20 protein-coding genes are annotated in these 22,081 nt (G+C 37.9%); 11 read left to right on the forward strand and 9 right to left on the reverse strand.

Translation table 11 applies throughout. From position 1 onward, the window contains the following. Positions 1 to 121: 121 nt before the first annotated feature. From L2B55_RS02885 to L2B55_RS02895, 3 genes are all read right to left on the reverse strand, one after another. Positions 122 to 649, reverse strand: coding sequence for a hypothetical protein (locus L2B55_RS02885; protein WP_237848788.1), 528 nt, complete (start codon positions 647 to 649; stop codon positions 122 to 124). Between the two features lie 138 nt (positions 650 to 787). Continuing rightward, positions 788 to 1,567, reverse strand: coding sequence for an enoyl-CoA hydratase/isomerase family protein (locus L2B55_RS02890; protein ID WP_237848789.1), 780 nt, complete (start codon positions 1,565 to 1,567; stop codon positions 788 to 790). Positions 1,568 to 1,624: 57 nt separating this feature from the next. Further along, positions 1,625 to 2,032 carry a cobalamin B12-binding domain-containing protein gene (locus tag L2B55_RS02895; protein ID WP_237848790.1) on the reverse strand — a complete coding sequence of 136 codons (408 nt, stop codon included), beginning with the start codon at positions 2,030 to 2,032 and terminating at the stop codon, positions 1,625 to 1,627. 161 nt (positions 2,033 to 2,193) lie between these two features. Here L2B55_RS02895 and L2B55_RS02900 point away from each other — a divergent pair, with 161 nt between their 5' ends. Next, entirely contained in the window at positions 2,194 to 3,867 is a 1,674-nt protein-coding gene (locus L2B55_RS02900; protein WP_237848791.1) for a glutamine--tRNA ligase/YqeY domain fusion protein, read from the forward strand. Positions 3,868 to 3,995: 128 nt separating this feature from the next. Beyond that, the gene (locus tag L2B55_RS02905) at positions 3,996 to 4,430 is read left to right on the forward strand and encodes a hotdog fold thioesterase (protein ID WP_237848792.1); all 435 of its coding nucleotides are present in this window, start codon (positions 3,996 to 3,998) and stop codon (positions 4,428 to 4,430) included. Between the two features lie 61 nt (positions 4,431 to 4,491). Here L2B55_RS02905 and L2B55_RS02910 read toward each other — a convergent pair whose 3' ends face one another. Continuing rightward, a complete protein-coding gene (locus L2B55_RS02910) occupies positions 4,492 to 4,863 on the reverse strand; it encodes a DUF6249 domain-containing protein (protein ID WP_237848793.1) in 372 nt (123 codons plus the stop codon). Between the two features lie 219 nt (positions 4,864 to 5,082). Here L2B55_RS02910 and L2B55_RS02915 point away from each other — a divergent pair, with 219 nt between their 5' ends. After that, on the forward strand, positions 5,083 to 5,868 hold the full coding sequence (locus tag L2B55_RS02915) for a TrmH family RNA methyltransferase (protein WP_237848794.1): 786 nt from the start codon (positions 5,083 to 5,085) through the stop codon (positions 5,866 to 5,868). 69 nt (positions 5,869 to 5,937) lie between these two features. On the opposite strand, the gene ispF is transcribed toward L2B55_RS02915, so the two are convergent. Then, a complete protein-coding gene (gene ispF / locus L2B55_RS02920) occupies positions 5,938 to 6,414 on the reverse strand; it encodes a 2-C-methyl-D-erythritol 2,4-cyclodiphosphate synthase (protein WP_237848795.1) in 477 nt (158 codons plus the stop codon). 101 nt (positions 6,415 to 6,515) lie between these two features. After that, the gene (gene porV / locus L2B55_RS02925; RefSeq protein ID WP_237848796.1) at positions 6,516 to 7,700 is read right to left on the reverse strand and encodes a type IX secretion system outer membrane channel protein PorV; all 1,185 of its coding nucleotides are present in this window, start codon (positions 7,698 to 7,700) and stop codon (positions 6,516 to 6,518) included. A gap of 293 nt (positions 7,701 to 7,993) precedes the next feature. On the opposite strand from porV, the gene L2B55_RS02930 reads away from it, so the two are divergent. Further along, positions 7,994 to 9,445 carry an SUMF1/EgtB/PvdO family nonheme iron enzyme gene (locus L2B55_RS02930; RefSeq protein ID WP_237848797.1) on the forward strand — a complete coding sequence of 484 codons (1,452 nt, stop codon included), beginning with the start codon at positions 7,994 to 7,996 and terminating at the stop codon, positions 9,443 to 9,445. A gap of 130 nt (positions 9,446 to 9,575) precedes the next feature. After that, a complete protein-coding gene (locus tag L2B55_RS02935) occupies positions 9,576 to 10,877 on the forward strand; it encodes a UDP-N-acetylmuramoyl-tripeptide--D-alanyl-D-alanine ligase (protein WP_237848798.1) in 1,302 nt (433 codons plus the stop codon). A gap of 76 nt (positions 10,878 to 10,953) precedes the next feature. Here L2B55_RS02935 and L2B55_RS02940 read toward each other — a convergent pair whose 3' ends face one another. Then, positions 10,954 to 12,582 carry a pyruvate dehydrogenase complex dihydrolipoamide acetyltransferase gene (locus L2B55_RS02940; protein ID WP_237848799.1) on the reverse strand — a complete coding sequence of 543 codons (1,629 nt, stop codon included), beginning with the start codon at positions 12,580 to 12,582 and terminating at the stop codon, positions 10,954 to 10,956. A 155-nt stretch (positions 12,583 to 12,737) separates the two neighbouring features. Then, positions 12,738 to 13,733: a pyruvate dehydrogenase (acetyl-transferring) E1 component subunit alpha gene (gene pdhA, locus L2B55_RS02945; RefSeq protein ID WP_237848800.1), complete on the reverse strand. Its 996-nt coding sequence runs from the start codon at positions 13,731 to 13,733 to the stop codon at positions 12,738 to 12,740. A 298-nt stretch (positions 13,734 to 14,031) separates the two neighbouring features. Between pdhA and L2B55_RS02950 the strand changes: the two genes are divergently transcribed. Continuing rightward, on the forward strand, positions 14,032 to 14,583 hold the full coding sequence (locus L2B55_RS02950; protein ID WP_237848801.1) for a C40 family peptidase: 552 nt from the start codon (positions 14,032 to 14,034) through the stop codon (positions 14,581 to 14,583). Between the two features lie 62 nt (positions 14,584 to 14,645). On the opposite strand, the gene L2B55_RS02955 is transcribed toward L2B55_RS02950, so the two are convergent. Beyond that, entirely contained in the window at positions 14,646 to 15,362 is a 717-nt protein-coding gene (locus L2B55_RS02955) for a hypothetical protein (RefSeq protein ID WP_237848802.1), read from the reverse strand. 132 nt (positions 15,363 to 15,494) lie between these two features. Between L2B55_RS02955 and L2B55_RS02960 the strand changes: the two genes are divergently transcribed. From L2B55_RS02960 to thrC, 5 genes are all read left to right on the forward strand, one after another. Beyond that, positions 15,495 to 16,283 (forward strand): PhzF family phenazine biosynthesis protein, encoded by a 789-nt coding sequence (locus L2B55_RS02960; RefSeq protein ID WP_237848803.1) that lies wholly within the window; start codon positions 15,495 to 15,497, stop codon positions 16,281 to 16,283. Continuing rightward, positions 16,280 to 16,939 carry a VOC family protein gene (locus L2B55_RS02965; RefSeq protein ID WP_237848804.1) on the forward strand — a complete coding sequence of 220 codons (660 nt, stop codon included), beginning with the start codon at positions 16,280 to 16,282 and terminating at the stop codon, positions 16,937 to 16,939. The genes L2B55_RS02960 and L2B55_RS02965 overlap by 4 nt, the downstream gene beginning before the upstream one ends. 284 nt (positions 16,940 to 17,223) lie before the next feature. Beyond that, positions 17,224 to 19,668, forward strand: coding sequence for a bifunctional aspartate kinase/homoserine dehydrogenase I (gene thrA / locus L2B55_RS02970; RefSeq protein WP_237848805.1), 2,445 nt, complete (start codon positions 17,224 to 17,226; stop codon positions 19,666 to 19,668). 67 nt (positions 19,669 to 19,735) lie between these two features. Further along, entirely contained in the window at positions 19,736 to 20,659 is a 924-nt protein-coding gene (locus L2B55_RS02975; RefSeq protein ID WP_237848806.1) for a homoserine kinase, read from the forward strand. 80 nt (positions 20,660 to 20,739) lie between these two features. Continuing rightward, positions 20,740 to 22,041: a threonine synthase gene (gene thrC, locus L2B55_RS02980; protein ID WP_237848807.1), complete on the forward strand. Its 1,302-nt coding sequence runs from the start codon at positions 20,740 to 20,742 to the stop codon at positions 22,039 to 22,041. The last annotated feature ends 40 nt before the right edge of the window (positions 22,042 to 22,081 follow it).

Genomic DNA, 22,081 nt, shown 5'->3' on the forward strand with positions numbered 1-22,081 from the left:
AGTTACAGACTATTAAAGTTACAATGTACAAAAAACCAGTAGGAGTAAAAATCTTTGCACATATTAGTCATAAAAAAAGCCCGTCGGGATTACGACGGGCTTTTATCATTATCAATTTGAATTAAAACCCAAAGGAATAGGCAAAACGTAGGCCGAAGAATGATAGGTTGCCATTGTTTGAGTGGTTTTCATATCTTGCAGAAACATCAACAAATTTGTTGTCAGCAACAGGGAATGAATAACCTATTCCAGGAGCGAAAACAAATGCGGTTGAAGAACCTTCTCCAGTTCCAAAAGATGCTCCTAACTCTCCAATACCATAGAAATTACTGGCGAAGTAATATTTACCCCCAACTTTTACTGGAATAAATCCATAACCATCAAGACCAGCGTCTTTAAATTCTGATTTAGGTTGGAATGATGAGTAGCCAGCAGTTCCGGTAACGGAGAATTTTTGAGAGATTGGGAATTCTGCTTGAATAGAACCGCCTAATACCACTGAATATACATCAGCTGCATCTCCTATTGGAAATCCCGATTCAAAACCAATGTTTAATAATTTTTTACCTGCAGGAGCTTGAGCATTTGCATTGTTAGATACTAAAATAGCGCTGATTGCTATTACTGCTAAAAAAAAGATACGTTTCATAATTTAGAAATTGCTTTTACTTATTTGTTTTTCAAAAAAATTATTGTGATAAGCTATACGAAGGGTTAGGAGATAAAAAAATGCTAAACTCGCCAGCTTAAAGTGCGACGAATTTAGCATTTATAAAGTTATTGGTGTTTATCGACCTGTAAAATTAGCTTTACGTTTTTCAAGGAAAGCTTGAGTGCCTTCTTTAAAATCTTCAGTACCAAACAGTTTTCCGAATTCATCAATTTCTACCTCAAAACCGTTTTTTTCATTTTTTGTTGATGCGTTTACTGCTGCAATAGCAGCGCTAAGGGCCAATGGGGCCTTAGTTAACATTTTGCCAGCTAGTTCTTCGCATTTGGCAATTAATTCATCAGGAGAGGTAATATAATTTACCAAACCTAGAGCTAGAGCATCTTCAGCACCAATCATATCAGCGGTTAATATAAGTTCTAATGCTTTGGCTTTGCCAACTAATTGAGATAATCGTTGAGTGCCTCCGTAACCAGGAATTAGGCCAAGTGTTACTTCCGGTAGGCCCAATTTGGCGTTAATGCTTGCAACGCGGAAATGACACGCCATTGCCAACTCTAGCCCGCCTCCAAGGGCAAATCCATTAACGGCAGCAATAATAGGTTTTGGACTATTTTCTATTAAATCAAATACAGAAGAATGACCAGTTGCAGCAAGTTGTTTGCCTTCTTCGATTGAGAAACTGGCAAATTCTGAAATATCTGCTCCGGCAACAAATGCTTTTGGTCCATCCCCAGTGATAATGGCAACGCCGGCCTCAGGGTTATTATAGAAGTCTTTAATTAGGGCATTTAGTTCTGCTAACGTTTCTTTATTGAGTGCGTTTAGCTTAGTTGCACGGTTAATGGTGATATATAAAATACGGTTGTTAATTTCCGTTTTAATGTTGTTGTACATGCTGATTAAGATGTTTTATTTTTTGGATTTCGGATAGACCTCATGATTAATTGTAAATCAAAATGAGCGATGTTCCTTGGTCCAGGAGGTTATGTATTGAACAATTTCATTTGTACTGGTGCCTGGAGGGAAAAGCGTTCCAACGCCAAGATCGTTTAGCTGTTTCATGTCCTCCTCCGGAATAATTCCTCCTCCAGTAAGTAGAACGTCGTCAAGCTGTTTCTCCTTCATCAATTTCATGATCTTTGGGAAAACGGTCATGTGAGCACCTGAGAGAATACTAATTCCTATAGCGTCAACATCTTCTTGTAAAGCAGTGTTAACAATCATTTCGGGAGTTTGACGTAAGCCTGTGTAAATTACTTCCATGCCTGCATCACGCAAAGAAGTTGCTATTATTTTAGCACCGCGGTCATGGCCGTCTAAGCCGCATTTGGCAACTAAAACGCGAATGGGTCTATTCATTTGATTGGTCATCATAAAGTCCGGAATTCTACCGGCGTATAGGATACAAATGTAATTTTTTTCAGGTAAGCTTGTAATAGATTGTAACTGAAACCAATTAAAAATGATCTTAATGAATGCATAACTCTACTATATTTGCATTTTATTACTGATGTTAATTTATGAGTGAAGAACGGTCGCTTAACTTCTTAGAAGAAATTGTTGAAAAAGATTTAGCCGAAAAAAAACATGATGGACGTGTATTAACTCGTTTCCCTCCTGAACCTAATGGCTATTTACATATCGGGCATGCAAAGTCCATCTGCCTTAATTTTGGTTTGGCGCAAGAATATAATGGCAAGACCAACCTTCGTTTTGATGACACTAATCCAGTCACTGAAGATACTGAATACGTAGAAAGTATTAAGGAAGACGTTAAGTGGTTGGGCTTTAATTGGGCTGAAGAGCTGTATACTTCTGATTACTTTGATCAGCTTTATGATTATGCTGTGACACTAATCAGCAAAGGTTTGGCTTATGTTGATGATTCTACATCTGAAGAAATTGCGGCGCAAAAAGGTAACCCTTCAGAACCAGGTACTCCAAGTCCTTATCGTGAAAGAAGTGTGGAAGAAAACCATCGACTGTTTGCCGAGATGAAAGCTGGCAAATACAAGGATGGTGAAAAGGTGTTACGTGCCAAAATTGATATGGCATCTCCGAACATGCACATGCGTGACCCAATTATTTATAGGATTAAGCATGCTCATCATCATCGTACTGGTGATAAGTGGTGTATTTACCCTATGTATGACTTTGCTCATGGCCAAAGTGATTCAATTGAACAAATAACCCATTCAATTTGTACTCTGGAGTTTGTTCCGCATCGTCCGTTATACGACTGGCTTATTGATAAGTTGGAAATATTTCCGTCAAGACAATATGAGTTTGCTCGTTTAAATATGAACTATACCGTGATGAGCAAGCGGAAACTGTTACAATTGGTGAATGAAGGTTTTGTTGAGAGTTGGGATGATCCTCGAATGCCTACAATAAGCGGATTACGTCGTCGTGGTTATACGCCAGCGTCAATTCGTGAGTTTTGTGAACGCATTGGTATTCAAAAGCGAGAAAATATTATTGATGTTAGTTTATTGGAATTTTGCATTCGAGAGGACCTGAACAAGACTTCCTGGAGAAGAATGGCTGTTCTTGATCCTATAAAAATGGTGATTACCAATTATCCAGAGGGGCAGGTTGAAGTATTGGAGGGTGAAAATAATCCAGAAGTTGAAGGAGGAGAAGGATCTCGTGAATTACCTTTTAGTCATGAATTATGGATTGAGCGTGAAGATTTTATGGAAAATCCGCCTAAGAAGTTTTTCCGTCTAGGTCCTGGTTTGTCAACCCGTTTGAAGCATGCCTATATTGTAACTTGCAATGATTTTGTAAAGGATGCAAATGGTAATGTTACTGAAATACATTGTACATATGCTCCTAATTCTAAATCCGGAAATGATACAAGTGGTATAAATGTTAAAGGTACAATTCACTGGGTAAGTGTTCAACATGCTAAAACTGCTGAGGTTCGTTTGTATGAGCGTTTGTTTAAAGTTGAAAATCCGGCTAATGAAGAGGGAGACTTTAAGGATTATATCAATCCTGAAAGTTTACAAATTATAAAACAGGCTTATATTGAGCCTGCATTGGCCAACGACTTCAATCCCGAGCATCGCTTTCAATTTATCCGTAAGGGATATTTTGTATTGGATAAAGATTCTACGCCAGAACAATTGGTGTTTAACCGCACCGTTACTTTGAAAGATTCATGGGCCAAAGAGGTAAAAAAAGGATAAAAGAATTGTTTTGATAATGAAGCGCCGCTTGGATTCATTCTGGGTGGCGTTTTTTTTACTTTGCGTTATCAATTAACTATTCAAACATACAACCAATTTTATTAGAGTTTAACTAAACGTGTATTGAAATGATTTGGAAAAGTCCGATTACTGTAGAACAAATAAATCAGCGATATGGTGATAAAAACCATATTGGATCGTTATTGGATATTACTTTTACTGAAATAGGGGATGATTATTTAAAGGCAACTATGCCTGTTGATGCTCGTACGCATCAGCCTTATGGTCTTTTACATGGAGGAGCGTCAGTGGTATTGGCTGAAACATTGGGAAGTGTTGCTTCTGTACTATGTGTTGACCCATTAAAATATGATTGTGTTGGTATTGAAGTAAATGCAAATCATCTTAAAGCGGTGCGCTCAGGTTTTGTAACAGGTGTTTGCGCTCCTATAAGAATAGGCGCTACAGTGCACGTTTGGGAAATCAAAATGTATAATGAACAGGGGAAAATGAATTGCTTAAGTCGCCTTACAGTGATGGTAGTACCTAAAGGCAAAGTATGACAAACGGAGCCTTTAAGATATTCTCTTACAGGCTCCGTTTGTTAGTCGGAGTAGTTTTTAATTAATAAGCTGATTGTTTCTCTGCTGTTTTCTCTTCTTGATGCTCTTTTTTGGTAAGAGAATAAGCTCTTAATAAGCCTATCCCGCCACAAATAAAGATCATTCCAAAATATACTGCTGAATACAGATCGTCATCCATTCCTACAAATACATATTGGGTCAAAATAAGTGCAGTTAATAAGCCTACACCTACGCCGATAAACAGCAATCCCCATTTTAAAGTTCCGGCAGGATTGGTGTTTTTCTTTCTAACCCCAGGATCCATACCGCGTTCAATCATTGCCATTCTTTCTTTATTTTCCAAATATCGAAGGCCAAATACCATTAAAAATGCACCTAACGAAATTAAAATTGGGACTAATATACCTTCCATGATTTCTATTATATTTAAGTGGTTAAATTTTATTTATTATCAAATCGTAATTGCAATCGATCTGAATACTATGACTGCAATCTACTTGTTTAGGTTACACACTTAGTGAAAATTATTTAAGGAGCTTGTAGCTTTTCTAAATAAATGGACCCTCTATAATTATTAGCCAAATCAGTTGCTACCTTTGCAGCAATTCTTGCCATTTAAGTTTAAATAAGGATGATTGACATAATTACTTCTGCTCAAAACCACAAAATAAAAAATGTACTGAAACTGCAGGAGAAATCTGCAGAACGTAGAAAGCAGAATCTGATCGTTTTTGAAGGTAGCCGTGAGCTGGGATTAGCCTTAAATGCAGGGTTTAAAATTAGGACATTGTTTGTTTGCTTGGATGTTTGGGGCCAGAAACGGGTTGAGGGAGTAAATCAGAGGGATATTTTCTACATAAGCAAAGAAGTTTTTGATAAAATTGCTTACCGAGAGGGTTCTGATGGATTAATTATCGTTGCCGAACCTCAGTACTTAACTCTTCAAACATTGAAATTGCCGGAAAACCCTTTTCTTATTATTCTTGAAGCTGTAGAAAAACCGGGCAATTTAGGTGCAATTTTGCGTACAGCTGATGCCGCTAAAGTTGATGCAGTTATTGTTTGTGATCCGAAAACTGATATTTACAATCCGAATGCAATTCGTTCAAGTGTTGGTTGTGTATTTACAACCCAAGTGGTGGCCTCAACAAGCGATGAAGTGTTAGAGTGGCTAAAAGCAAAAGGAATTACCAGTTATGCCGCCGCTTTAACGGCAACAGAGTTATATCATAATACTGATATGACTAAGCCTTGCTCCATCATAATGGGAACTGAGGCAACCGGATTGACAGATAAATGGCTAAATAATGCTGATAAACAAATTAAAATCCCAATGCGGGGTCAAATTGATTCTTTGAATGTTTCAACCTGTACTGCAATTTTAGCCTTTGAGGCTATGAGACAACGCGGATTTTAAATAGTGTATAGAAAATAGTTCATAGATTTTGACAAACTCAGGGGGTAATTAATCTATGAACTATTTAGTTTACTTATAAATAAGGGCTACTGCAGAAGCTGTAACTCCTTCTTCCCGCCCAATAAAGCCCAACTTTTCATTCGTTGTAGCTTTAATAGAAACCGCATCTTCATCTATGCCCAATTTTTCAGCAATGGCTTTCTGCATAGCAGGAATATGAGGATTTACTTTGGGGGCTTCCAAACAAACAGTACAATCGACGTTCCCAACTTTATATCCTTTGTTGTTTAGTAGTTTCATGGTTTCTTCCAGCAAAATCAAACTACTTATTCCTTTCCACCGATCATCTGTGTTTTTGAAATGGAAGCCAATGTCGCGTAAGTTGGCAGCTCCTAATAAAGCATCGCACAAGGCATGTAAAAGCACATCAGCGTCAGAGTGCCCAAAGGCTCCTTTTTCTGCTTCAAGCTTTACTCCTCCCAAATAAAAAGGATGTCCATCAACTAATTGATGTACATCAAAACCGTAACCTATTCTAAAATTCATCAGTCGAAATTTGGGGCAAATATGCAAAACTAATCAACAAAAGTATGGGCATAAAAAAAGCCCATTGCTAAAATGGACTTTAGTATTTTAAGCAGAATTTTTTATAACGCGGCGGGTTTTTTGCCAAAATTATAAATTAAAGAAAATCGTATTGTTCTTTCTAGTGGATTGTTTTGCTTACCAGGGATAAGATAAGCGAAATCAAATCCAATGTCTTCATATTTTAATCCCGCCCCTAAAGTGAAATATTGGCGGTTGCCTTTGTTTGGATTTTCATAGAAATAGCCCCCTCTTAATGCCACAATATTATTAAACCAATATTCTAAACCGCTAGCTATATTGATTTCTTGCATTTCTTCTTTAAATCCTCCGGGGGCGTCACTAAATGAGCCGAAAATGCCTCCGGGGACGGTTTTGTTAGGGTCTTCTCCAGCCACAATAGTCCCTTCTTCGTCAACAATTGGGTTAGTAGGAACTAGCAATTTGTTAAAATCAATTGTTACACTTAATGAATTTGTCTCATTAATCTTAAAGGTCGAAGCTCCTCCTATTCTCAAATTGGTAGGTAAGAAATTTTTTAATGTACCATATTGCATTTTAGTGCCGATGTTTGAAATGTTTACTCCCCAGGCAACATTGGCATCAGTATTAAAGAGTGAAACATTTTTATTATAATAAACAGCAACGTCGCAGGCAAAGGCATTGCCGGGATTAAAATCATTACCATTTACATTGCCAGATCCTAGGTTAGAATGGATAAAACGGGCCGCTAATGCAATAGAAAACAGATCGCTTAAATTCCTTATATAGGCTGCATCAATAGCATACTCACTAGGATTGTACTGACCAAATTCTTGACCTGTATTATCCGTAAAAATTAATTCCCCAAGTGAAAAGTATCGAAAAGAAGAAGCAATTGTTTGGCGGTTATCAAGTTTATAGTACCCGGATAGATATGCCAAATTTATATCTTGAATACCCAGAGATTTAAGCCAGGGGCTATAATCAATGCCTATTCCACCCTTTTCTTTTGCAAAGGCATATTTAGCCGGATTCCAATGCATCGAGCTAGCGTCAGGAGAACTGGCTACACCCGCATCTCCCATTGCTCCCGCACGTGAGTCAGGACCAATTAATAAAAATGGTACGGCAGTTGTAATAGAATTTACTCGTTTGCCATCAGTTTGGATTAAACCTCCATCTCCAATGCCTTGCGCATAAGATGGAAACGTCCAAAAACCTGCAATGGAGATGGTTAAAAGCAAACGCTTTTTAATGATATTCATACTTTGGTTGCAATATTAAATTTATTTGTTGAATGACAAAACGGCTTTTGCAAAAATGAGGAATAAATTAAAATTTTATAGTTTTATAATAATAATTTGATACATTGTTAAATGTGCAATAAAAAATCTAAATTCAAAGAAAATTTTAATAATAAAGAAACCAATCTAAATTGCAACTTATTTAATGATTAGAACGTATAATTGACTTGGATACTTTTTAAACTATAAAGAAAATTTATAGCTTTGAGTTAAATTAAATCGAAACCTAACATAACCACTACTATTCAAGCAGGATGAAAAAGACTACACGATATCTTATACTAGCTTGCGCCCTAGGATTGCCGTTATCGTTTGTTGCTTGTAACAAGAAAGAACGATCGTCAACAACTGGCTGGAACTACAATGACTCTAAAAACGGAGGCTTTCAAAAAGTTTCATACAAAAAAGACCAACTAGGTCCAGGCTTAGTGGCCATTGAGGGCGGAACATTTGTTATGGGTGCCTTGGAACAGGACCTTGGCTATGACAATGATAACACAGAAAAACGTGTTACAGTAACATCGTTTTATATGGACGAAACGGAAGTTCGTAATATCGACTGGCTGGAGTACTTATACTGGTTAGCTCGTGTTTACAAAGGCTATCCTGAAGTTTATGAGCGCGCATTGCCTGATACAATGGTTTGGAGAAAGCCATTGGCTTATAATGAGCCATATGTAGATAACTATTTACGTCATCCTGCTTTTGCTGATTATCCTGTGGTTGGAGTTAGCTGGAGTCAGGCAAACGAATATTGTATTTGGAGAACTGACCGTGCCAACGAAGCTATTTTGGTGAATAAAGGTATTTTAAAGGCTGAGCCAAACCAAACGGATGCTAACAGCTTTAATACTGATGCTTATTATGCAGGTCAATACGAGGGTACAGTTAAGAAAAACGTTAAAAACCTAGATCCAAACGCAACTAATAAAACTCGTTCTGTTCGTTATTCAGATGGTATTCTATTGCCAGGAGCATATCGTTTACCTTCAGAAGCTGAGTGGGAGTATGCCGCTTTAGCTTTAAAGGGAAATGTTAAGTATGAGAATATTGAAGAGAAAAAATTATATCCTTGGAATGGCTTAACCTTACGTAGCTCACAAGGTAAAACTCAAGGTTTATTCTTAGCCAACTTTAAACGTGGTAGAGGTGATAATACCGGTGTTGCTGGTTATTTGAACGATAATGCTGACATTACAGCTCCGGTTAAGAGCTATATGCCAAATGACTACGGATTGTTCTGTATGGCTGGAAACGTGAACGAGTGGGTGCAAGATGTGTACCGTCCACTTTCATTTGAAGATATAAGCGATCAAAACCCATTCCGTGGTAACCAGTTTACCGTAAAGCAAAAAGAGGGTAAAGGTGCTTATGCGAAAAAGGATAGTTTAGGTCGTATTCCAAGAGTTCCAGATACTGCAGGTAGATTAATTGACGGAACGAAGATCACTAAGAAATATGATGTCCGTGACTACGGTGATGAGTCTACAATGTATGGATATGGTAAGACCTCATTGGTAAATAACCGTTCTAGAGTTTATAAAGGAGGATCATGGAATGATAGAGCTTATTGGTTAACTCCAGGTGCTCGCCGCTTTATGGACCAAGATTCATCTTCAGCAGAGGTTGGTTTCCGTTGTGCGATGGGTCGTGTAGGTGCTCCAGGAGTTGGAAAAACCAAACGTCCTAATTTCAAAAGCAAGTAAGATCATATAAATATTAGTTATTTGAAGGCTCCCCAATTACGGGGAGCCTTTTTAAATTTGTGAAAATTGATTAGGGGCTTCAATCGATATTCGAATTTTCAATTTGATTATCTTAGCATCAAAATTTAACATGAACATAGAGTCGATATATAATCTTTATAAGGAGTACCCAGTAATCAGTACTGATACAAGGAAGATAACTCCAAACAGTATTTTCTTTGCATTAAAGGGAGATAATTTCAACGCCAATCAATTTGCTAAACAAGCGCTTGAAAACGGGGCAGTGTATGCAATTATTGATGAAAAAGAATATAAAGAAAATGAACGCTTTATTTTGGTTGAGGATGCTTTATGTACTTTACAGGAACTTGCGAAGTGTCATCGCAATCAACTCAAAATTCCTTTTTTAGGAATCACTGGTACTAATGGAAAAACTACAACTAAAGAACTGATTAATTCGGTGCTCTCTCAAAAATTCAAAACGCATGCCACCGTGGGTAATCTGAATAATCATATTGGTGTGCCATTGACAATTCTGGCAATCGATGGAAGTGTTGATTTTGCAATAATTGAAATGGGTGCAAATCATCAGCGAGAGATTGCATTGTTGTCAAGTATAGCTAATCCGGAATTTGGTATAATTACAAATGTTGGAAAAGCGCATTTGGAAGGATTTGGTGGTTTTGAAGGTGTTATGAAAGGTAAAAAGGAATTGTATGACCATCTTCTTGAAAATAATGGGCTTGCGTTTGTCAATAAAGACAACAACTACTTGATGGAAATGGCATCGACTCTAAAGCGTGTTGTTCATTATGGAGAAGGAGCTGAAAATACAGTTCGTGGTCGTAAGCATAATTTAAGTGAAGATACCGTTACGTTAGACTGGTCTACTGCTGAGGCTAATGAGTGGCAAACTGTTAAAAGTAACTTGGTTGGCGGCTATAATTTTGAGAATGTGCTGGCAGCTATCTGCATAGGTCACTACTTTGGTTTAACTTCCGATCAGATTAAAGCCGGAGTAGAAAGTTATTATCCTAAGAATAATCGGTCACAAGCATTAAAGACAGCCAAGAATTCCCTGATCTGCGATTTCTATAATGCTAATCCAAGCAGTATGGCTGCAGCGATAAGCAATTTTGCACATAATAAGGCGGTAAATAAGCTTGCTATTTTGGCTGATATGTTTGAACTCGGTGAATATAGTTCAGAGGAGCATTTGAAAGTTATTAATCAGCTTAAAGCTGAAGGTATTAATAATGCTATTTTAGTAGGGAAACATTTTTATGGCCTAAAGGATGCTTCAGAATTTAAGTTTTTTGAAACAACAGAAGAGGCTGCATCATATTTAAGAACCCACCCTGTTGAAAATGCCAACATATTAGTAAAAGGTTCTCGTGGGATGAAACTAGAAACTCTTTCAGAATTGCTATAGACTAATAAACTCTATTAAAAAAATACCTCGTTATAATTATTAACGAGGTATTTTTTATGTATCAAACTTTTTTTCTTTACACTAATAAACGAAGCGGTTCTTCTAATAAACCTTTAAGGGTTTGCAAGAATTCAGACCCTGTAGCTCCATCTACAACGCGGTGGTCACAAGATAAAGTGACTTTCATTACATTACCTGGAATAACTTGACCGTTCTTAACAACTGGTACCTGACTAATCCCTCCAACTGCTAAAATACAAGCATCAGGTGGATTGATAATAGCTGTGAACTGGTCAATACCATACATACCCAAGTTAGAAATTGTAAAGGTAGAACCCTCCCAATCTGCTGGTTGTAATTTTTTATCTTTTGCTTTTTGAGCATATTCTTTTACTTCTGCAGAAATAGTTGAAAGCGATTTAGTGTCAGCAAAACGAACTACTGGAACTAATAAGCCATCTTCAACAGCTACTGCTACTCCAATGTTCACATGGTTGTTGTAACGGATCTTGTCGCCTAACCAACTTGAGTTTACTTTAGGGTGTTTTTTCAATGCAACTGCTACAGCTTTCAATACAATATCGTTAAACGAAACTTTAACAGTTCCTAGCTCATTGATTCGTTTACGCGCTTCAATTGCTTGATCCATATCAATTGACATGGTAAGGTAAAAATGTGGTGCGGTAAATAAGCTTTCTGATAAACGACGAGCAATGGTTTTGCGCATTTGTGTTACCGGAACCTCTGTAAAGCTTTCTTGTCCGTATACTGCTGGAGCAGAAACTGAAGCTGGTGTGCCGGTAGTAGCGGCAACCTTAGCTTGAGCAGGTGCTGCAGTTGGAGAGAAGCTTTCAATATCTTTTTTAACAATACGGCCGCCTTCTGCACTTCCTTTAACTTGAGAAAGATCAATTCCTTTGTCCTGGGCAATTTTACGAGCTAAAGGAGAAGCTTTTACCCTTCCATCTGTTGATGCAGAAGTTGCTGTTTCTTTTGGCGCAGATGTTTGTGTAGTGATAGTCTGTGTTGTCTCAGTTTTTGAGGCTGTTCCGGCAGGAGCTGCTTGCAATAACGGTGCAACATCAGTTCCTGGCTTGCCAACAATTGCGATAATATCGTTAACCTTAGCAGCTTCACCCTCTTTTACGCCAACATATAATAATGTTCCTTCTGCATACGCAGTTACTTCCATTGTGGCTTTGTCGGTTTCTACGTCTGCAATGGTATCATCAGATTTAATCGTATCTCCCACTTGCTTATACCATTTATTGATAACACCCTCCGTCATAGTGTCACTCAATAAAGGCATTCGAATTACAGTAGCTCCTAAAGATTCTGGCGTTACAGTTGGGGTACTGCTTTGAACTGCGGCTGGTGCAGGAGTTGTTGCAGCTGGGGTAACAGAGGCGGTTGCGTTTGCTGAACCATTTCCACCTCCAGCTTCTAAAGCTGATTTATAATCTTCACCTTCTGCACCCAAAACGGCAATAACAGCATCAACCGGGACTGCTTGGCCTTCTTCTACACCAATGTATAATAAGGTGCCTTCTTGAAACGATTCAAAATCCATGGTAGCTTTGTCAGTTTCTACTTCGGCAACTACATCGCCAGCTTTCACCTTGTCACCAACTTTTTTATGCCATTTTGCCAAAACCCCTTCGGTCATGGTATCGCTCATTTTTGGCATGCGTACTACTTCAGCCATATTTCTTTTAATTAGAATAGTTGTTGTGTTGTGCTTATAAAGTAAGAGTTACGAATGGTAAGCCCCCTTCGCTCAGCACCCATAACTCAAAATTTCTTATTGCGAGTTACAAGTTAAGGGTTATGATTTCTTCATAACCCTTAACTTGTAATTAATTAGTCCATAACGTATGGGTAGTCTTCCTGAACGTAAACATCTTTGTAAAGCTCAGATGGGTCAGGATAGTTTGATTCTTCTGCAAATTTTACCGAATCTTCAACAATCTCTTTCACTTTAGCTTCAATTTCTTCAAACCATGCTTCATCAGCATATTTGTTGGTAAGAATAGTATTTTTTACCTGCTCAACCGGATCTTTTGCTTTGTATTCTTCTACCTCTTCTTTAGTACGGTACTTAGCCGGATCTGACATTGAATGGCCTTTGTAACGATAAGTGCGGATTTCAAGGAATGAAGGTCCTTCTCCTGCGCGTGCACGTTGAACAGCACGATCAATAGCTTCGTGAACTGCTTCACAGCTCATGCCGTCAACTGGTTCAGAAGGCATGTCAAAACCTAAGCCTATTTTGTAAATATCAGGCATGTTGGTAGTGCGTTGCACTGAAGTTCCCATAGCATAACCGTTGTTTTCGCAGATAAAGATTACCGGAATATTCCAAATCATAGCCATGTTAAAGGTCTCGTTAAGCGCTCCCTGACGAACCGCTCCGTCTCCCATAAAACATAAACAAACCGCATCATCTCCTTTATATTGAGAAGCAAAGGCAATCCCCGCTCCTAAAGGAATCTGTCCTCCAACAATCCCATGTCCTCCGTAAAAATTATGCTCTTTAGAGAAAAAGTGCATTGATCCACCTTTCCCTTTTGAACAACCGGTTTCTTTACCATACAATTCAGCCATACACTCGCGTGCTGAAACCCCCTTGCCTAAAGCTAAAGCATGGTCACGGTAGGCGGTAATAAACCCATCCTTCGGTAAAGTAGCTGACAAAGCCCCTGCGGCTACGGCTTCCTGACCTATGTATAAGTGACAAAATCCTCTGATTTTTTGCTGGCCGTATAGTTGACCAGAACGTTCTTCAAACTTTCTCATCAGGTACATTTGCTCGTACCATTGCAGATAAGTTTCTTTAGTGATTGCTATAGAACTCATTCTTAAAGTTTATCAGCTTTTAATTTTTGCGATTGCAAATGTATCAATAAAAAAGTAAAATGTAAATGTGAATACCTTTATCTGCATTACTTAGATAATATTTTAAAATAAGGGCTCGTTTATAGCAAAGTTGTAAAGCGAAACCAAGCTGTTGAAAATGTAATAAATATGTAACTTTTATGGTTGAGCATCGTAAAAAGTGCTACGGTAAGTTACCGCCTGTTTCGGCACGGTTTTAACTTATAACTTGAAGTAACGAGTAATAAATTTTAGTTTTGAAACGATTAATCTGGATGGCATGAAAAAAATACTACTCTTATTAGTTTTCGTTATTTCGGCCAATGCAGTGAGTGCGCAGTCGAAAGCAATAAAGGATTTGTTTTCATCAAAACCTGAACAACAAAAAGAAGTTTCAGACCCTGATTCGTTAGGATATCTGTACTATTCACAACTGTTCGGATTTAGTTTAGCTTCAAAAGCAAATACAAAGTTATTCGACTTTATTTACGACTGGTTGGGTACCCCTTATCGTTTTGGAGGAAACACGAGAAATGGGATTGATTGTTCTCGTTTTGTGAACAAAGTGTACGATGCTGTATACAATACGTTTTTGGGAGGTGCCTCATCTAGAGATATTTACAAAAATGTAAGGCCTGTAGATAAAGAAGATTTAAAAGAAGGAGATTTCGTTTTCTTTAAAATGGGTAAAAAGTATATTTCGCATATAGGCGTTTATTTAGGCAATGGTAAGTTTGCTCATTCATCCTCGTCAAAGGGAGTAAGTATCTCCGACTTGAATGACCCTTACTTTAAACGTTATTTCTTCAAAGGTGGAAGAATGCAAGAATAGAACCATCAAAACTAAAAATCAAATATAAAGGGTCTGTGTAATGCGGGCCCTTTTTCTTTGAATTAAAGTCCCATCATTCTGCTTTCAAGATCATCCGATCGTCCATCTCCACCATCAATTTTATAAAGATATATGAACATGAAATTGGCAGCTATTGCTCCGAAGGTATGCCATAAGAAATGGGTGCCCATGGGCAGAATTACCCAGTTATCAGCAATGCGAAAAAAAAGCCCCAGGCCAAAAGAAACCAGTGCTAATGCCGGGTATATCCATTTATAGAAATTGTTTATGATAAGGTGTGAAAAAGTTGGTCCCACAACTATTGCCGCCATAAATCCATAATTTATGTTGATTGCTGAATGGTTATTTTCTACTGTGCTGAATTTCCAGATGACACTCATAATTATGAGCGCGGCTAACATGATGGAAGCTGTGTAATACCTCTTTCGTGTTACTTTATAAAGCAGATATACACCAGCCATAAAGCACAAAATCAAAATTGGTATCCAATCCATTAGCAGAAATACATGGGACCTACGGAAAGCATGGTAGAACAATCCTCCAATTGCTCCTATTCCTAAAAATGTAACACATGTGGTAAGGAACAAAAAATCTTTATAATGCCCCTTTAGCTTAATTGCCCAGTAAATGGTCATAACTACGAATAAAAGGCATGATAATGCATTAAATGGCTCAACAATAAAGTAATCTAAATTAGTTTCGGTGTAAACAGGTCCGCCATCAGGAAGTAGCTGTAACAAGGTAGAAAACAAAGACATAATCAGTCCTCCTATAACTCAAGTAACTCAACAATACAGGAAATGTTTAAGCTTTTTGATAATTTACGAAAAAAAACGTTTCGATGCTTTTACGTGATTACTTTTTGCTTTGTTTAATTTAAGAATGTAATTATGACAATCGATATGTATCAGGTTGATGCCTTTAGTTCTCAATTGTTTAAGGGGAATCCTGCTGCAGTATGTATTTTGAATGAATGGCTAACTGATAAACAGTTGGGTTGTATTGCGGCTGAAAATAATCTTTCTGCAACCGCTTTTCTTGTTAACAAGGAAGAGTATTTTGAACTACGGTGGTTTACCCCAGAGGTGGAGGTGATGTTATGTGGACATGCTACGATTGCCTGTGCCTTGGTGCTGTACGATGAATTAGGCTATACAAAAAATGAAATTTTATTTGAAACAAAAAGTGGAAGAATAAGTGTTAGGAAGGAAAATAAAATGTTTGTGCTAAACTTTCCGAAAGATGAGCCGGTTTGGGTTGAAGAAGTGCCGTGGCAACTAATTGAAGGATTAAATTGTTCGATTGTTGAAGTGTGGAAAGGTAATACTGACTACATGGTGGTAATACAAACTCAAAGTGAAATTGAACAACTCAAGCTCGATCTGCAAGTAATCAGTACGATAGAAGCAAGAGGTGTAATAGTTACTTCCATTGGTGATGAAGTTGATTTTGTTTCTCGTTTTTTTGCTCCACAGTCTGGAATTAATGAAGATCAGGTAACGGGTTCTGCACACGCTTTGCTTACGCCTTATTGGGCAAATAAATTAAATAAAACCACCTTTTATGCCCGACAATTATCAAAAAGGGGTGGCAACTTAAAATGCAGATTGCTCGATGATAGGGTTGAAGTTGCAGGAACTGCCAAATTGTATTTGAAAGGTCAAATCTTTATAGAATGAAAATACACAGTCTTAAACTGAAAACAAGAAACCTGAGTGCCATTGAGCTTTTTTACGGCAAACAGCTGGGGCTGCTTTATTCAAAAAGCAATGATTCTGTTATTCAGTTTAAGATTGGAGATTCTATGCTGATTTTTGAACAAGCAGACAGCATGCTAAATTATTGTTATCATTTTGCTTTTAATATTCCTTGTAACCAACTTGAAAATGCAATAGAATGGATTGGCAACTATGTTAATTTATTGCCTGTTGATAATGTGGGGAATCAAATTGCAAATTTCACTAATTGGAATGCTCGTTCCATTTACTTTTTTGATCCTGTGGGTAATATTGTTGAGTTTATAGTGCGGTTTAATCTTAAAAACGAAGTGTCCGAAGTATTTTCAGCAAATTCATTATTGAGTTTAAGTGAGATTGGAATTATTGTTAGTGATATTAATGTTGCAATTGCGGATTTTAAAGAACGCTATGAACTTAAGGTTTTCGTTCCCTCTACTGCATCTGATCATTTTGTGGCAATGGGTAATGATAGGGGGCTGTTTATTCTTTCCACTTTAAACCGGCATTGGTTTCCTACTAAAATTCCGGCCGTATCTTATCCAACGGAGGTTAGATTTGAGAATGAAAAGGGCATGGTTTACGAAATAATGTTTTAAAATTTGCATATTATTAATGTTTTATTTTGAATTGTTAATAAAAGTTTTAAGTTTGCGTTAGATAATTAATAATAGTGAAAGTCGCGCAATTAAATATTGATACTTTAACCATCACCGCCCTGGTGATTGTTTGCGCTATTTCTATTATTACCACCACAATTATTACCCCTTTGGGGGTATAAGTATATAATTCCGCGCCTTAGGGCATTGTATTAAGTTAATCAATCCATTACCTTTTAGAAGCCAGAAGTTTAAGTTTTGGTCTAAGTCTATTTTATACAATTATGAGAGTTTTAAAATTTGGTGGCTCATCTGTTGAATCGGCAGAAAACATAGAAAAAGTTGTATCCATAGTTAAGAAAAAATCAAAAGAAGATAAGCTTGCAGTAGTCGTTTCAGCGTTGAGAGGGGTGACTGATATGCTAATAGCGGCAGGAACAGCCGCTTCAAAATCTGAAGAAAGTTATAAAGAGCTTTTGAGTGAGATAGAAAACCGTCATTTGGCAGAGGTTCGAAAACTCATTCCAATAGCAGGACAGAGTTCAGTTTTAAGCCAAGTGAAAAAGATATTGAATGATTTGGAAAATACCTGCGAGGGTGTATTTCTGATTGGTGAACTTTCGGCTAAAACTCTGGATAAGATAATGTCAAAAGGAGAATTATTATCCTCATACATCATTTCAGAGAAAATGAAGTCAGATGGATTGAATGCTTCTTTGAAAGATTCAAGGGATCTGATAAAGACTGACGCTCGTTTTGGAAAAGCATCGGTTGATTTTGAAACTACCAATTTGCGTGCATGGCAATATTTTAATCAAGCAAGCGATATAACTGTATTGCCTGGGTTTGTTGGTTCCTCAGAAAGTGGTGAAACCACTACTTTGGGCCGAGGAGGTTCCGATTATACTGCTGCGATTATTGCCGGAGCTTTAAATGCTGATGAGTTGGAAATATGGACAGATGTTAGCGGTATGATGACTGCTGATCCACGACTGGTTATTCAGGCTTACCCCATTGAGCAAATTTCTTATGGCGAGGCGTTTGAGTTGTCGCATTTTGGCGCCAAAGTAATTTATCCGCCAACTATTCAACCTGTTTTAGAAAAGAAAATTCCAGTTTGGGTAAAAAACACCTTTGCTCCTGATGACTCAGGTACCTTGATTCATGAAAATGGACAAAGCAATGGTAAAGATACTATGGTAAAAGGTATATCAAGTATTGATAAAATTGCTTTGCTGAGTTTGGAAGGAAGTGGTATGGTTGGAGTTCCCGGATTTTCGAAGAGACTCTTTGAATCATTGGCTCATCAAAATGTCAATGTTATTTTAATTACTCAAAGTTCATCTGAGCACTCAATTTGTGTGGCAATTAATGATGCCGACGTTATTAAAGCAAAGACAGCTATAGATAGCGAGTTTGCCTATGAAATCAGCGTGAAAAAAGTTGATCCGGTAATGATTGAGCGTGATCTCTCAATCGTGGCCCTTATTGGTGATAAGATGAAGAATCATGCCGGGGTTAGTGGTAAAATGTTTAGTGCCTTAGGTCGAAATGGTGTAAATATCAGGGCAATAGCGCAAGGATCTTCTGAGAAAAATATATCCACTGTAATTAATCAAAAGGATGTGAAAAAAGCGCTTAACGTGATTCACGAGGCCTTTTTCGAAACTCCAACTAAACAATTGAATTTGTTTATTGCAGGTGTTGGTAATGTTGGTGGCAAACTGCTCGATCAGCTTGGGAAGCAGGTGAAATTTCTAAATGAAGAGCTGCGTTTGAATGTACGTGTGGTTGGATTAGCCAATTCGAAAAGGATGGTTTTTGATGATGAGGGAATTTGTCTTGAAAGCTGGAAAGAACAGTTGGCCAATGGGCAAAATATGTCATTAAGTGAATTTGCCAAGCATGTCAAGGCAAAGAATATGCGTAATAGTGTGTTTGTTGATAATTCGGCAAGTGAAGAAGTGGCAGGTGTGTATAAAGACTATTTAAAGAACAGTATTTCTGTTGTTACCTGTAACAAAATTGCCGCCGCATCTGAATATCAGAATTATCGAAGTCTAAAGCTAGCCGCAATGGATCATAACGTTTCGTTCTTATTTGAAACAAATGTTGGTGCCGGTTTGCCAATTATCGGAACATTAAATGACATGGTTCGTAGTGGTGACCGTGTCCGTAAAATTGAAGCCGTTCTTTCTGGGAGTCTAAATTTCATCTTTAATAATTTTAAAGCAGAGGTGTCTTTTGATGAGATAGTTCGCCAAGCACAGGCCGAAGGTTACACTGAGCCTGATCCGCGGATTGACTTAACTGGTACCGATGTTAAACGAAAAATATTGATCTTGATAAGAGAAAGTGGTGTCGCAATGGAAATGGATGATATTGAAACCGTTCCATTTATGCCGGCAGATTGCCTTGAAGGAACCGTTGATGATTTTTTTGAGAAATTGAAAGAGCATAAACAGGTTTTCGATGACTTATACAAGGTTGCAGAAACAAAAGGTGAAAAATTGAAGTTTGTGGCTTCTTACGATAATGGAAAGGCTTCTGTTGGTTTAAGATCAGTTGCTCCAGATCATCCTTTGTACAAGCTGGACGGAAAAGACAATATCGTTTTGTTTACCACCGATCGCTATCATGATCAACCATTAATTGTAAAAGGAGCAGGCGCGGGAGCCGATGTTACTGCGTCAGGCATCTTTGCTGATATAATCAAAACGGTTTTATAGATAGACGGCGAACTACCATGTTGTTAGGTGTGTTTACTACCTGTTTGTTTCTCAAAAAATAATTCGAATGAACGAAATAAAGATATTTTCTCCCGGTACTGTTGCCAATGTGGCCTGTGGTTTTGATGTTATGGGTTTTGCTTTGGATAGCCCGGGAGATGAAATGATTGTGCGTCGTATCAATGAAAGAGTAATTAAAATTGTTAAAGCAGAAGGATTTAATCTTCCGCTTGATGCCAATAAAAATGTGGCCGGAGTGGCCTTGCTTTCAATGTTAAACGAGGTAAAAGATGAAGTGGGGTTTGAAATAGAGATCTTCAAAAAGATAAAGCCAGGAAGCGGTATTGGCTCCAGCGCTGCCAGTTCAGCGGGAGCTGTTGTCGCGGCAAATAAACTATTGGGTGACCCGTTTTCAAAAACAGATTTAGCTCGATTTGCCATGGAAGGCGAACGGTTGGCTTCAGGTACGGCTCACGCTGATAATGTTGCCCCTGCTATTTTCGGAGGTTTCACATTGGTGCGTAGTTATCAACCACTGGATATTATTAGTATTGATACACCTGATGAGCTTTTTGCTACGGTTATTCACCCTCAAATTGAGGTGAAAACTTCTGACGCACGTGAAATATTAAAGCGAAATGTATTACTGAAAGATGCTATTCGCCAGTGGGGTAATGTGGGAGGACTTGTAGCCGGCTTAATGAAATCTGACTATGATTTAATCAGTCGATCTCTTGAAGACGCAATTGTTGAGCCGATTCGATCGATTTTGATTCCTGCTTTTCAAGAGGTAAAGCTCAAATCAAAAGAAGCAGGTGCTTTAGGAGGAGGGATTTCAGGTTCAGGTCCTTCTGTTTTTATGCTTAGCCGCGGACAAGAGACCGGAGAAAGGGTAAAAATGGTGATGGCTGAAATTTACGATAAGGTAGGGATTGAATATGATATCCATCTCTCAAAAGTGAATAAAGAGGGCGTGAAAATTATTAGTTAATCTTTCATAGATTCTGATCAAAAACAAGTTCTTCTACGATCTAAGATCTATTGAACTAATCAGTTTAAATTAGGAAAAACATGAACTACTATAGTTTAAATCATAATGCTCCGAATGTAAAATTCAGTGAAGCGGTAATACGTGGATTGGCTCCTGATAAAGGCTTATATTTTCCTGAGGCAATAACTCCCTTGTCCAAAGATTTTATTGAGAATATTGAGAGTTATAGCCATGAAGAGATAGCTTTTGAAGCGGTTAGGCAATTTGCAGGAGATGAGTTAAGTGAAGCAGAATTAAAGCGAATTGTGGCTGAAACTGTCAGTTTTGACTTTCCTTTAGTGCAAGTCGAACCTAATGTGTATTCGCTTGAGCTTTTTCATGGGCCAACATTGGCTTTTAAAGATGTAGGAGCTCGCTTTATGGCGCGCTGTCTGGGTGCTTTTTCAAAGTTTGATGAGAAAAAGGTCACAGTTTTGGTTGCAACATCAGGAGATACCGGAGGCGCCGTTGCAGATGGCTTTTTAGGTGTTCCAGGTGTGGATGTGGTAATTCTTTACCCGAGTAAGAAGGTTAGTGATATTCAGGAAAAACAACTGACAACCCTCGGTCAGAATATTAGTGCATTGGAAGTTGAAGGTACTTTTGATGATTGCCAACGAATGGTAAAAACAGCTTTTCTTGATGAAGAGCTGACTAGTGTACTTAATTTAACTTCAGCAAACTCAATTAATGTTGCTCGTTGGCTGCCACAAATGTTCTATTACTTTTTTGCCTATCGTCAACTTAGGGATAAGTCAAAGAAATTAGTGGTTTCAGTTCCTAGCGGTAACTTTGGAAACATTTGTGCTGGAATGGTTGCTAAAAAGTTGGGGTTGCCAATAGATTTGTTTGTAGCTTCAACAAATGCCAATAAAGTAGTGACCGAGTATTTGCAAACTGGTAATTATTCTCCTAAAGCTTCGGTTCAAACTATTTCAAATGCTATGGATGTGGGTGACCCAAGCAATTTTGTACGTATAGAACAGCTACATAATAAGGATTTTGATTTGCTTAAATCTTCTTTATTAAGCTTTAGCTATACTGACGATGAAACTCGTGAAGCGATACGTTTAGTTCATAAAGATACTGGTTATACGCTAGAGCCGCATGGAGCCGTAGGCTACCTAGGTTTGAAAGCTGCTCTTAGAGAGGCCCCTGAGATGCAGGGAGTTTTTCTAGAAACAGCACATCCTTGTAAGTTTATCGATGTGGTTGAACGTACTTTGAAAGAAAAGGTAATTATACCTGCCAAATTGGAAAGTTTGTTGCTTAAGGAGAAAGTGTCAATTTTGATCAAAAATGATTATCAGCAATTGAAAGAGTACCTTTTGAAAAAGGGTTGATCATCAATTGGTATAGCTTTTTTTTTAGAAAACTAATGTG

Source organism: Solitalea lacus, assembly GCF_022014595.1.
Lineage (GTDB): Bacteria > Bacteroidota > Bacteroidia > Sphingobacteriales > Sphingobacteriaceae > Solitalea > Solitalea lacus.